Source organism: [Actinomadura] parvosata subsp. kistnae (assembly GCF_900323885.1).
GTDB classification, from domain to species: Bacteria; Actinomycetota; Actinomycetes; order Streptosporangiales; family Streptosporangiaceae; genus Nonomuraea; species Nonomuraea composti.
Window position 1 is genome coordinate 85,949 of the sequence record NZ_OOHJ01000030.1, and the last position, 12,177, is coordinate 98,125.

The window sequence follows — 12,177 nt, forward strand, 5'->3', positions numbered from 1 at the left end:
TGGACGTCACCGCCTGGCTCAAGGCCGACTTGAGCGACGCCGCGCACGTCCGCCAAATGAGAACGAGCGGTCCGCCTCCAACATGATCGGCATTCCTGTCGCGCCGTAGTGTTGTACCCGGTGATCGGCGTGCGACTCTCCCCGGTGATCGCCGCCGTCACGATGACGCGGTCCTTCTTGTCGGGGATCGGCAACGCCAACCGGCTGCGACACTTCGCCGTGCCGCCTTCGCCTCCCATCTCGCGGGTTCCAGCGGGCCTGTGCGTCATGGTCGAGACATCAGCGACTCGTGCCGTACCCGCTGAGGTGACCGATCCACCATGCGGGATGCTCAGCCGGCCTGCGCGGACGGTTTACGCGCGGCCAAGCGCTCCGCGATACCCAGCTTGAAGCGATCGCGGCGCTCGACCGACAGCCCATGAGCAGCCAGGTGGCGGAGAGGACGGCGCAGGCAATGCTCGCCTGCCAGCGGCACAGTCGCCACCTCCGCCAACCGCTGGATCGCGCGGACCAGCATGTTCGAGCTCGCCACGTGATCGGCGAGCAGCAGCAGCCCGCCGGGGCGCAGTACCCGGACTCTGGTGTCGGACGCGAGCCTGCCTCGCTCGGCGGTCGCCACCGTCCGCGCCACCGAACAGGTGAGCTGGGCGTACCCGGTGCGCGCCATCTTCGCCATCCTGAACCTGCACGGTCGCAAGCTCGCCACCACCGTGATCGGTACAGAGCCGGGCGGACAAGGCGGGCCCTGGCGCATGGCGGCAGGCCGCGTTCCATGGTCGACCGACGAACTCGTCGTCGACCGTGTGCTGGCCGACCAGCACAACCTGCGCATCGGCGACGAAGTCGAAGCGCTGGGCCGAAGGCTCACGATCGTCGGACTGTCAGCCGACACGACCGGATTCATGGTCGGGTTCGTCTTCACCACCCACGCCACCACCGACGCTCTGCTGTCAGCCCCGGACACCACCACGTTTATCCTGGTCGGCACGGAGCATCCGGAGGTCGCGGCTGCCGCGCTCCGCGCCAAGGGCCTGTCCGTGACCGGCCGGGACGAGCTGGCCGAATCCAACCTCATGCTCGCCACGCGTGTGTACGGCCAGCCGTTGCGCCTGATGGTGGCCGTCGCGTTCGCCGCGGGCGTCCTGGTCATCGCGCTCACCACCTACGGTGCCGTGGCCGAGCAGCGGCGGCTGCTCGGCCTGCTCGCCGCGCTCGGTGCCACCCGATGGCGCCTGTACCGCTTCGCCATCGCGTATGTGGCTGCCATCGCCGTGGCCGGAATGATCCTCAGCTCCGTGCTCTTCGTGCTCGGCCGGACATTGATCGGCTGGTGGCGGCCACAGTTCCCGGTCGCGCCCACCACGCGTGACATCCTCACGGCTGTCGCCGCGACGCTGGTCATGGCCGCGCTCGCAAGCGTGCTCCCAGCGCGCCGGATATCCCGCACCGATCCCGCTGACACCTTCAGGAGCACGACATGACTTCTGTGATCACTCCCGTGACCGTTCCGCTGGCACGGCGCAGCCTGTTCGCCGACCGGCGGCGCGCGATCCTGGCGGTCAGCGGCGTCGCGGTGGCTCTGGCCCTGGTCCTGCTGTTCGACGCCGTCCTCGCCGGCGCCTCCGACCGCGTCACGTTCTACCTGCGCACCTCACCCGCCGACGTCTTCATCTCCCAGAAAGACGTCACGACCATGCACATGTCCTCGTCCTCCCTCGATCCCACGATCGTCAGCACAGCCGCACGAGTGGACGGCGTGTACTGGCTCGCACCCCTCGCCTACCTGACCGCCACTCTCACAGCCGCCGACCATCAGCAGCTCAGCTACGTCTTCGGCTATGACACGATCTCCGGCGGCGGAGGGCCACCCGGCGGTGTCGACGGCGCTCCACCCCGGCCCGGCCACGTGGTGATCGATCGGGTCGCCGCCGAACAGCTGAAGGTCGGCCTCGGCGACCAGGTGATGCTGGTCGGTCGCCCCTTCACGATCTCCGGGCTGAGCGAAGACGGCACCAGCATCACCAACACCACCAGCTACATCGACATCCGGGACTTTGCCACTCTCGGCCGGGCGCCGCTGAGCTACCTGCTCGTCGGAGCCCGTCCCGGTACCGTCCCCGAGGACCTGGCCCACCGGCTCGCTCTGGCACTGCCGCAGGCCACCGTTCAGACCCGCGACGAGTTCGTCGGCCAGGAACTCGCGCTCATCAACGACATGGCCGCCGACGTGATGCGGCTGATGAACGTCATCGCCTTCATTCTCGCCCTGGCTGTGATCGCCCTCGTGCTGTCCGCCGTCACCCGTGCCAATCTGCGGTCCTACGCCGTCATCGGAGCGATCGGCGCTCGGCCGGCGCGGCTGGTCCGCGTACTGGCCGCGCAGGCGGTCTGGACGGCGCTGCCCGCCGTGGCCGCCGCGACTGCGCTCACGCTACTCATCGCGGCGGTCCTGCCCCGTTTCGCCGAGACGCTCCCTCTGGCCGTACGTCCTGGGGCGGTGCTGCAGACGACCGCCGCGGCGCTGCTGGCCGCCGCCGTGGGCGCGTTGGTTCCGCTGCGCGCCATCATCCGCGTCGATGCGGCCACCGCTTTCAGGAGGACGACATGACCACCCCTGCCACACCCCCCACTGACTTGTCCGTGCGCGGCCTGCGCAAGGTCTACGGCTCAGGGCCGATGGCGGTGGCCGCGGTCGACGGGATCGACCTGGATCTCATACCCGGCCAGATCCTGCTCGTCATGGGGCCCTCCGGCTCGGGCAAGACCACTCTGCTGCTCATGCTCGGCGCGCTGCTGCGGCCCACCGAGGGCAGCATCCTGATCGGCGATCTGGACCTGGCCACCACCCCTTCCCGCAGGCTTCCCCAACTGCGGGCACGCACCCTGGGTTTCGTCTTCCAGGACTTCAACCTGATCCCCTCGCTGAACGCCGAGGAGAACGTCACCCTGGCCGCCAACCTGGCGGGCGTGACTGGTGCGGAAGCCGGAAAACGCGCCCGCGCCGTCCTCGACCGAGTGGGGCTGTCGGCACGGCTGAACTTCCGCCCCGACCAGCTGTCCGGCGGCGAGAAGCAGCGCGTCGCGGTCGCCAGGGCGCTGGTCAACAACCCCATCCTGCTCCTGGCCGACGAACCGACCGCCAATCTGGACTCCGGCACCGGCCGAGAGGTCGCCCGCCGATTGCGCGAACTGGCCACGCACGACGGTCGCAGCGTCGTCATCGTCAGCCACGACGAACGTCTGCGTGAGATCGCCGACCGCACCCTGTGGCTTGAGGACGGCCGCTTGCGCGACTTGGACGCCCTGGTCACCGACCCGATCTGCGGGATGAGCGTGCAGCCTGGCTCCGGGCCGCATGTGGTCGACAACGCCACGATCGTATGGTTCTGCTCAACCGGCTGCCGCGATGAGTACGCCGGCCGCCTCTCCCGCCTGCTGGCGTGATTCCCGGCCGAGGCACATCAAACTCCTGAACACATCGGCCCGAACGCCCACGGCGGCCAACGCCGCATGCTGCTTGATCATGGCTGCCTCCGTCCCTCTACTCTCAAGGAGAGAGACATTAGCCGGAGCCGGTCCTCAGCGACAGAAGCTGCATCTCGCCTGTGAGCAGGCCCAGCGGCTGCTGGCGGTGGTGCTCACCGCCGGGCAGCGTGGGGACGCGCCGCAGTTCACCGCAGTCATGGCCGCCATCCGGGTGCCCCGGCTCGGACCGGGCCGGCCCCGGATCAGGCCCGAGGTCGTCCGCGCCGACAAGGCGTACTCCTCGCGGGCGATCCGCGCTCATCTGCGCTCGCGCGGCATCCGCTGCACCATCCCCGAACCGGCCGACCGTGTCGCCGCCCGGCGGCGGCGTGGCAGCCGCGGTGGGCGTCCCCCGGCGTTCGACTCGACCGACTACCGCGCCCGCTCAGCGGTGGAATGTGGCATCAACCGGCTCAAACGTCACCGCGGCGTCGCCACCCGATTCGACAAACTCGCCGTCCGATACGAAGCGAGCGTCCTCATAGCTGCCATCAACGACTGGCTGACCCGGCTTTGAGACACGCTCTAGTGTCCTGAGTCAGTAATTCGCCGACAATACGAGGCGAGGGCGTCGAGGATCTCTTCGGCGGTCTTGGCCCAGACAAAAGGCTTGGGGTCGTCATTCCAGGAGGCGATCCAGGTGCGGATGTCCTTCTCCAGTGCCTGTACCGTCTTGTGGACGCCGCGTCGTAGCTGCTTGGTCGTCAGTTCGGCGAACCAGCGTTCCACCAGGTTCAGCCACGATGAGCCGGTCGGGGTGAAGTGCAGGTGGAAGCGCGGGTGTGCCAGCAACCAGCGTTTGATCGCGGGCGTCTTGTGCGTGGCGTAGTTGTCGCAGATCACGTGGACCTCAAGCTCAGCCGGGACCTCCTTGTCCACCTTGATCAGGAACTTCTTGAACTCCACCGCGCGATGCCTGCGATGCAGGGAACCGATCACCTTGCCCGAGATCACGTCCAAAGCCGCGAACAACGTGGTGGTGCCGGCCCGGACATAGTCATGGGTGGCCCGCTCGGGCACACCCGGCATCATCGGCAATACCGGCTGAGCTCGATCCAGCGCCTGGATCTGCGACTTCTCATCGACGCATAAGACCAGCGCCCGCTCCGGCGGATCCAGGTACAGACCGACCACGTCGTGCACCTTCTCCACAAAGAAGGGATCGGCTGACAGCTTGAACGTCTGCGACCGATGCGGCTGCAGGCCAAAGGCCCGCCAGACGCGCGACACCGTCGACTGCGACAGACCCACCTGCTTGGCCATGGACCGTGTCGACCAGTGCGTAGCGTTGGCGGGCGTGGTCTCCAGGGTGCGCGCGATCAGCTCCGCCACCTGCTCATCACTCACCGTCCGCGGCCGGCCCGGACGCGGCTCATCCGCCAGACCCATCAGCCGCTCAGCCAGGAAGCGCCGACGCCACTTCGAGACCGTCTCGCGCGATACCCCGACCTCCTCCGCCACCACCTTGGTGGACACGGGCAAACCGTCCTCGCCGATCGCATCACACGCCAGGATCAGCCGGGCCCGTAACGCCATGTCCTGGGCGCCCTTGCGCCGCCGTACCCACCGCTCAAGCTCAGCCCGCTCGCCCTCGGTCAGATGCAGCGGCTCGACCTTCGGTCCCGGACGTCCCATAGCCAAGAACCATAGACGAATTACTGACTCAGGACACTAGGAATGTCCTGAAGATCTCGGTGGGCTGGTCAGGGAGAGTTTCGGGATTCAGACTCGGGTCATGATGGGCCGTCGGAGGGTTCCGGCTGGGCCTGAGGTATGGGCCGTGTGCCGGGAGATGATCCCTGCCGGGAGCGTGTTCGCGTTCCTGGCCGAACACCGGCGGGTGTTGTTCCCGTCGCAGGCGTTCGCGGACATGTATGCGCCGGTCAACGGGCGTCCGTCGGTGCCGCCGGGGCTGCTGGCCACGGTCGTGGTGCTGCAGTCCTTGCAGGGATTGTCCGATGAGGAGGCGGTCGGGGCGCTGCGGTTCGATCTGCGGTGGAAGGCCGCCTGCGGGCTGGGCCTGTATGACCCGGGCTTCGATCCGTCGTTGCTGACCTATTTCAGGCGCCGGCTGGCCGGCTCCTCAGAGCCGGACCGCATCTTCGGCATCGTCCGCGCGGTGGTGGAGCAGACCGGGGTGCTGGCCGGCCGGACGCGGCGGGCGTTGGATTCGGCGGTGCTGCTGGATGCGGTGGCCACCCAGGACACCATCACCCAGCTGATCGCCGCGATCCGCCGGGTGGCCCGCCAGGTGCCCGGCGCGAGCGCGCTGGTGGCGGCGCACTGCCACGCCTGCGACTACACCGACCCAGGCAAGCCAAGGATCGCCTGGGACGACGAGGAGGCCAAGAGCGCCCTGGTCAGTGGGCTCGTCACGGACGCGCTCGCCCTGCTCGACCACCTGGCCGGGCAGGAACTGGACGAGAGTGCCGAGCACGCGGTCGGCCTGCTGGCCCTGATCGCCGGCCAGGATGTCGAGCCTGTTGACGGCTCCGACGGCACCGACGGGCGGTGGCGGATCGCCCGCCGCACCGCACCTGATCGGATCATCTCCACCGTCGATGTGGAGGCCCGCCACATCCACAAGAGCCAGGAGCAACGCGACGACGGCTATAAGGCTCACCTGGCTGTGGAGCCGGAGACCGGCCTGTTCACCGCCGTCGCCCTGCGCCCCGGCGCCGGCGCCGCCTGCCATGAGGCCACCGTCGCGCCCGGCCTGCTCGCTCACGAGCGCGGGCCACTGCAGATCCTGGCCGATGCCGCCTATGCCGCCGCCGGCCTGCGTGCCGCCCTCACCGATGCCGGGCACCGGCTGCTGATCAAGCCGCCCGCGCTCAAGCCCGCCGTGATCGGCGGATTCACCCTGGACGACTTCGCGATCGACACCGCCGCCGGCACGGTCACCTGCCCCGCCGGGCACACCGTCCCGCTCGCCGCACCAGGTGGCCGCTACCAGCAACGCCGCGCCACCTTCACCGGCCTGTGCGCCGCCTGCCCGCTGCGCGAGCGGTGCACCACCGCCCAGACCGGCCGCGTGCTCACCATCCGCCCGCACCACCACCTGCAGGCCGCCGCCCGCCACCAAGCCGCCACCGACCCCGCCTGGCAAGACGACTACCGCCGCTGGCGGCCCATGGTGGAGCGCGCCGTCGCCTGGCTCGTCGCCCGAGGCAACCGCCGCCTGCACTACCGCGGCACCGCCGCCAACGACCGCTGGCTCCACCACCGCGCCGCCGCCCTCAACCTCCGCCGCCTGGTCAACCTCGGACTCACCCACACCAACGGCATCTGGACACTCGTCCCGATCACTGCATAGCAAGAGGGTGAGCCAGCTCATGCCGACTCACCCAGCAAGATCTTCAGGACAGTCCTAGTGCGTCGGGGTAGCCGGTGGCGGTGCAGCCGACGGCGGGGCCGCGGCCGACGATCCTGCCCCAGCGGACCGGCGGCAGATCAGCGGGCCGGTAAGCGACGTCGTCGATCTCGATGAGCGCAGCGTCCAGCGGGGCGGAGGCGTCGTCGGCACCGGACGCGCACCAGACCACCGTGCCGGTGACGAGCTGGGCGCCCAGACGTACCGCCAGAGTCTCCCCACCGATCCGGCAACGTGGGCCGCAGTTAAGACGAGGCGGTCGGCGACCAGGTATCCGGAGCCGAACGTGGTGCCCGCGTTTTTGGGCAAGGCGCGCCGAAGGGCCGCCACGCGAAGATCTGGCACGTCGGGATCCCTTCCAAGGGCGGACGCCGCTAGCGCGGCCCCTGCTGAAGGACGGCTGGGAATCATCGTGACAGTTCCGATGGACGCTGAACATCGGAATGGGCCAAGCGAATGGCCTCCACTCAACCCGGGGCACACCAGGGTCTCCAAGAAAGTCGGAGCGGTTCAAGCACTGTGATCGTTGTGATCCAGCCTGATGACGACCTCGGTGTGGCCTTGGCCAGTCTTGTTCGAGGATGGTCATCGAGAAGCTCCTGCCGAAGGCGGTGTGAACGGCCTGACCGTGGCGGAACGAGCCTTCTCGAGTTCCTTGCGCAGGTTGGTGTTCTCGATCGTGAGCACGTTCATGGCTCGGGCGAACACCGCGGTCGCGACCCGATAGCCGTCGCGTTCGACGCGCAGGCTGTCGATATTGGCCTTCAGTGTGTCGGTGTACAGGGCATGTGCAGAGTCAGGCCAGCCTTTCGAAAGATGAGACAAACGGAGTGATCTGGAGTTAGCCCGGTTTGGTGGACACCTGATCTCTGGGGAATCCTGGTTCCCGGAAGAAGGAGTCTGCTGTGCCGAACAACTATCCGCCGGAGTTTCGCCGGCAGATGGTGGAACTGGTGCGCGCGGGACGGACACCGGAAGAGCTGGCCAAGGAGTTCCAGCCCTCCGCGCAGTCGATCCGTACCTGGGTGCGCCAGGCCGACCTCGATGACGGCCGCCGCCAAGACGGCCTGACCAGCGCGGAGAAGGACGAGCTGGCCCGGCTGCGCCGCGAGAACAAGATTCTCCGCGAGGAGAAGGAGATCTTGCGCAAGGCTGCGGCTTTCTTCGCGCGGGAGACGGATCTGCCGAGATGAAGTTCCGGCTGATCCATGCGGAGAAGGACCACCACGAGGTCTCCCTGCTGGCCCGGGTGCTGGGTGTGTCGCGCCAGGGCTACTACGCCTGGGCCGCCCGCCTGCGGCGTGGCCCGTCGGCACGGGCCCGCCGTGACGCCGAGCTGACAGAGAAGATTCAGCGGCATCACCAGGCCTCCGACGAAATCTACGGGGCGCCGCGTATCCATGCCGATCTGCGCGAGCTCGACGGGGAGCGGGTGGGCCGCAAGCGGGTGGCCCGGCTGATGCGCGCCGCCGGGCTGGCCGGGGTGAGCCGGCGCGGGGGCTGTCGCACCACCATCACCGACCGGCGCGCCGCTTCCGCTTCCGACCTGGTCAGACGCCAGTTCGCGTCGGCTGAGCCGAACCGCATCTGGACCGCCGACATCACGTACGTGCCGACCTGGCAGGGCTTCGTCTACCTGGCGGTGGTGCTGGACGTCTTCTCCCGCCGGATCGTCGGCTGGGCGATGGCCGAGCACATGCGCACCGAACTGGTGACCGACGCGCTGGCGATGGCGATCCACCAGCGCCGCCCCGAGGCGGGGGTGATTCATCACAGCGATAAGGGCAGTCAATACACCTCCGTTGCCTTCGGCCAGCGGTGTGAGCAGGCCGGCGTCCTACCGTCGACGGGCCGGACCGGGACCTGCTTCGACAAGACTCGGGTTTCATACTGCTCTCCTTCGATACTTTCGAGGGGGTTTGACTTCGAAGCCGGGTGGCCGGCGCTCTGCGAAGGGTCTGCCCTGTGCCGGTCGTGGGGCGTCGGGGCCGGGTGCGGGGAACAGGTAGCCGTTCTTGTCGTTGTAGGCGGTTCCGGTGATCAGGCCGTTGCGGCGCCAGATCTTCACGGTCTGGGGTGTGGTCCCGACGGCGTGGGCGTACTCGGTGCCGGTGAGCAGGCCTTGGTCGCGTAGCCGCTGGTAGCGGTGGGTCAGGTGGTAGGCGTCGCGGATGTCGCGGACCATCAGCGCGTTGTAGGGGCGGCCTTTGCCGCTGCGGATGCCGCGCTGGTTGAGGATGTCGGCGATCTGCCGGTGGGTGTGCTGGTTCAGCAGATCGTCGATCAACGCGACGGTGTCGGGGTGGGTCTGCCAGGATTTGCCGCCGCCGACGGGCTTGTCCAGCGTCAGTGTGTGGTTCTGACCGCCGCTGAGCCGGATCCGGGCGATCAGCTGATCGGTCTTGTCCAGGGTGATGTCGGTGATGAGCAGGCGGGCGATGCGTTTGCGTTCCCGCATCGGGGTGGCCGCATCGTGCCAGAGCGCGTGGACGTCGGCGGCGAGCGCGGTCAACCGTGTCCGGGTGGTCTGCGCCAGCGGGGCGGCGGCGCGGGTGGCCGTGTCGTAGTCCTGCCTGGCCGCGCGGACCTCGCGCAGGGCGGTGTTCCAGTCGGCTTCCAGGGTGTCGGCGACCAGCCGGTTGCCGGGGTCGACGGCCAGGTAGCGGCGGCGGGCCAGATCCGCGCGCTGCTCGGCGCGTTGCACGTGGGCCGCGCGCAGCCGGTCGGCTTGCTGCTCGCGTGCGGCGATTTGGTCGGTGACGGCCAGGGCGGTCTCCACGGCCAGCGGGGTGAGCTGGGCGAGCAGCAGGTCCGCGACGGCCTGGTCGAGTTTGGCGCCGGGGATGCGCTGGCAGATGCGGGTGCCGTTCTGGATCGCTTCACTCATGCACCGGTATTCGGGCCAGAGCTGGTCACGGTAGTGGCGGTAGGCGACCGTCATCCGGCGGCCGCACCGGCCGCAGAGCACCAGGCCCTGCAGCAGGGCAGGGCCCTCGCGGGGTGGCCCGGCCTTGCGTTCCTGCCCCCGCGATTGCGCGTTGCCGGCCAGCCGGGTCAGGTTGGCTTCCCACTGACCGAGGCTGATATACCCCGGGTGGTGATCGGCGATCATGGTGTCCCACTGCTCGCGGGGCAACAGTTCGAAGGCGATGCGGCCGTCCGGGGTGCGGATGGTGCGGCGCCGCCCGTAACAGAACGCGCCCGCGTAGCAGGGATTGTGCAGAATCGACAGCACCCGCCAGTGTTTGAGCGGCTCCCAGAGCAACTGGCCCTTGCGCGGCCCGGTCCGGATCCGCGCCGGGAACAGCAGCCCGTCCCGGGCGAAGGCGGTGACCACGGCGCGGGCCGAGCCGGTCTGGGCGAACAGGGCGAACAGCCGCTCCAGCGCGCCGCGGATCTGCGCGTCGGGGTCCAAGATCGGGTGGTCGGCGCCGTCATAGCAGTAGCCGATCGGCAGCGCCTGCTTGAGCTGTCCGCGCCGGGCCTTGGACAACTGGCCGCCGCGCAGCCGGGCGCCGAGCAGATGCAGCTCGGCCTCCGACATGGTGCCCTTCATGCCCAGCACGAGCCGGTCGTTGAACGTGCGGGGGTCATAGAGGCCGTCCTCGTCCAGGATCAGCGTGCCGGTCAGGGCGCAGATCTCCAGCAGCCGATGCCAGTCGGTGTTGTTGCGCGCCAGCCGGAGACCTCCAGCCCGAGCACTATCCCGGCCCTGCCCAGGCCGACCTCGGCGACCAGGCGCTGGAACCCGTCGCGATCGGCCGAACTGGCGCCCGAGCGTCCCTGATCGGTGTCGATCACGGTGATCTGCGCATCGCTCCAGCCCAGCGCGATCGCCCGGCCTCGCAGGTCGTACTGCCGCCAGGTCGACTCGGTGTTGTTGACCACCTGTTTCAGCGACGACTGGCGGACATACAGGTAGGCGTCACGCCGCAGATGCCCGGCGGTCACCTTCGCCGCTCCGGTCATGTCCCGATGCATAACAGCCTCCTCTCATCCGCGTTCAGGGTTATCGCCGGCCCGGGCGCACCCGGTGCGCCCGTCGCACCGGCCATGACGAGCGAAGCCAGCACATCCACCAGATGCGCGCACCGCCCGCCGTCCGGCAGGTCCGCTGTCACCGGCCGGTCCGGCTCCAGCGCCGGGCCGCCTGCCGGAGTACGGCGCGGGGCCGGAAGGAGGGCCACGGCCGCTGCCCAGGCCGCCATGCCGGAGCGGGCCAGCACGCTCCAGGCCTGCCGCCAGCCGTTTCCCCTGCCGCCGAGCACCGCCGCGCGCAGGCTCTCGTAGTGTTCGCTGATCGTGGCCGGGCTGAACCTCTCCCTGGGGATCAGCGCCCAGTCGCCGCCTCCGGATCATGGGGTTCGCGTCGCCGCAGCAGTGCCCGCTCCACCGAGCGCGGATGCACCCCGAAGCCGAACTCGGCTTCGATGAGCCGGGCCAGCGCCCGGCCCTTGAGATGCGGGTCGGCTGCCCGCCACTGCTCGACCCGGTCCATGACCTGCCGGGTCAGCTTGCGCGGCCCTTTCGGGCCGGGCTTGCCCGGCACCAGCCCCGCCGGGCCCGCCGCCTCCAGCGCGGCAGCGGCGGAATAGAACGAGGCCCGGGAGAAGCCGAACGCGGCGGCCGCGACTGTGACCGGCACCCTATCGACCAGAACCCTGCGCACCATCTCGTACTTGACCTGCACGAGATCACGCGGGTCGAAGAACGCCGAGGAGCAGAACAGCGGATCGACCACCGCGCCGGCCCGCTGGTTGAACACCCCGCCCGCTGTCAGCGCTGCCGCTTTGCTGTCCATCGTCTCTCCCGGGAGTTGCCCCGATCTATGCTCGGATAATTACGCCGCGTGCCTTGGAAGACAAGCCCGGCAACCTCGATCCTGAGGCATAACAACCAGCCCAGACCGATAGCCGGACGGAACCGCAAGACAGGGAATGAATCGACGCGGCGTAATCTTCCGACGCTCGCGGCGCAGACTCCTGGTCATGATCGAAGTCCGCGACCAGGAGTGTCACAAGGTCCGGCGATCGATCAGATCCGCCAGCGCCACCAGGTCCGCGGTCCGGAACGGACACCGTCCCGCGGCCATGACCCGGAACGGGTCATCGGCCACCACGTCCGTCCAAGCTGCGGGGATAGGCCGCCGCCGGCCCTGCTCGTCGAGATAGAACACCACATCGCCGCTCCAGCACCGCCACCGCGCCACGAACTGCAGCACCTGCCCGGCCAGCGGATGGAACGGATGAGTAACACTCACCAGACCATCTTGAGAGTCG

General features: G+C 68.9%; 14 protein-coding genes and 1 pseudogene. 7 read left to right on the forward strand and 8 right to left on the reverse strand.

The window, feature by feature from the left end; translation table 11 throughout:
- Positions 1–331 precede the first annotated feature (331 nt).
- Entirely contained in the window at positions 332–667 is a 336-nt protein-coding gene (locus KIS93_RS56170) for a hypothetical protein (RefSeq protein WP_080039295.1), read from the reverse strand.
- Between KIS93_RS56170 and KIS93_RS56175 the strand changes: the two genes are divergently transcribed.
- The 4 genes from KIS93_RS56175 to KIS93_RS56190 all read left to right on the forward strand — a co-directional run bounded on the left by KIS93_RS56175 (position 657) and on the right by KIS93_RS56190 (position 4,042).
- Entirely contained in the window at positions 657–1,481 is an 825-nt protein-coding gene (locus KIS93_RS56175) for an ABC transporter permease (RefSeq protein ID WP_080039296.1), read from the forward strand. The genes KIS93_RS56170 and KIS93_RS56175 overlap by 11 nt on opposite strands.
- Complete coding sequence (locus KIS93_RS56180) at positions 1,478–2,608, forward strand: ABC transporter permease (protein WP_080039297.1); 1,131 nt, start codon at positions 1,478–1,480, stop codon at positions 2,606–2,608. Before KIS93_RS56175 ends, KIS93_RS56180 begins: the two co-directional genes overlap by 4 nt.
- Positions 2,605–3,444, forward strand: coding sequence for an ATP-binding cassette domain-containing protein (locus tag KIS93_RS56185; protein WP_080039298.1), 840 nt, complete (start codon positions 2,605–2,607; stop codon positions 3,442–3,444). The genes KIS93_RS56180 and KIS93_RS56185 overlap by 4 nt, the downstream gene beginning before the upstream one ends.
- Before the next feature lie 79 nt (positions 3,445–3,523).
- The gene (locus KIS93_RS56190) at positions 3,524–4,042 is read left to right on the forward strand and encodes a transposase (RefSeq protein ID WP_222108056.1); all 519 of its coding nucleotides are present in this window, start codon (positions 3,524–3,526) and stop codon (positions 4,040–4,042) included.
- A gap of 8 nt (positions 4,043–4,050) precedes the next feature.
- On the opposite strand, the gene KIS93_RS56195 is transcribed toward KIS93_RS56190, so the two are convergent.
- Positions 4,051–5,160 carry an IS630 family transposase gene (locus KIS93_RS56195; RefSeq protein ID WP_080039299.1) on the reverse strand — a complete coding sequence of 370 codons (1,110 nt, stop codon included), beginning with the start codon at positions 5,158–5,160 and terminating at the stop codon, positions 4,051–4,053.
- Between the two features lie 100 nt (positions 5,161–5,260).
- Here KIS93_RS56195 and KIS93_RS56200 point away from each other — a divergent pair, with 100 nt between their 5' ends.
- On the forward strand, positions 5,261–6,841 hold the full coding sequence (locus tag KIS93_RS56200; protein ID WP_080039300.1) for an IS1182 family transposase: 1,581 nt from the start codon (positions 5,261–5,263) through the stop codon (positions 6,839–6,841).
- 43 nt (positions 6,842–6,884) lie between these two features.
- On the opposite strand, the gene KIS93_RS56205 is transcribed toward KIS93_RS56200, so the two are convergent.
- Together KIS93_RS56205 and KIS93_RS56210 are read right to left on the reverse strand one after the other, a co-directional pair.
- The gene (locus KIS93_RS56205) at positions 6,885–7,070 is read right to left on the reverse strand and encodes a hypothetical protein (protein ID WP_080039301.1); all 186 of its coding nucleotides are present in this window, start codon (positions 7,068–7,070) and stop codon (positions 6,885–6,887) included.
- 413 nt (positions 7,071–7,483) lie between these two features.
- Positions 7,484–7,723, reverse strand: coding sequence for a hypothetical protein (locus tag KIS93_RS56210; RefSeq protein WP_155127563.1), 240 nt, complete (start codon positions 7,721–7,723; stop codon positions 7,484–7,486).
- 80 nt (positions 7,724–7,803) lie between these two features.
- On the opposite strand from KIS93_RS56210, the gene KIS93_RS56215 reads away from it, so the two are divergent.
- Entirely contained in the window at positions 7,804–8,091 is a 288-nt protein-coding gene (locus KIS93_RS56215) for a transposase (RefSeq protein ID WP_012891277.1), read from the forward strand.
- Complete coding sequence (locus tag KIS93_RS66795; RefSeq protein WP_155127567.1) at positions 8,088–9,032, forward strand: IS3 family transposase; 945 nt, start codon at positions 8,088–8,090, stop codon at positions 9,030–9,032. Before KIS93_RS56215 ends, KIS93_RS66795 begins: the two co-directional genes overlap by 4 nt.
- A gap of 681 nt (positions 9,033–9,713) precedes the next feature.
- On the opposite strand, the pseudogene KIS93_RS66800 reads toward KIS93_RS66795, so the two are convergent.
- From KIS93_RS66800 to KIS93_RS56230, 4 genes and pseudogenes are all read right to left on the reverse strand, one after another.
- Positions 9,714–10,577, reverse strand: a pseudogene (locus tag KIS93_RS66800) (recombinase family protein); the annotation flags it as partial.
- The gene (locus tag KIS93_RS68055; RefSeq protein ID WP_222108058.1) at positions 10,526–10,879 is read right to left on the reverse strand and encodes a recombinase family protein; all 354 of its coding nucleotides are present in this window, start codon (positions 10,877–10,879) and stop codon (positions 10,526–10,528) included. The gene KIS93_RS68055 and the pseudogene KIS93_RS66800, both read right to left, overlap by 52 nt.
- 349 nt (positions 10,880–11,228) lie before the next feature.
- The gene (locus tag KIS93_RS56225; RefSeq protein ID WP_080039302.1) at positions 11,229–11,699 is read right to left on the reverse strand and encodes a helix-turn-helix domain-containing protein; all 471 of its coding nucleotides are present in this window, start codon (positions 11,697–11,699) and stop codon (positions 11,229–11,231) included.
- A 213-nt stretch (positions 11,700–11,912) separates the two neighbouring features.
- Positions 11,913–12,158, reverse strand: coding sequence for a DUF5372 family protein (locus KIS93_RS56230; protein WP_080039303.1), 246 nt, complete (start codon positions 12,156–12,158; stop codon positions 11,913–11,915).
- Positions 12,159–12,177: the final 19 nt, after the last annotated feature.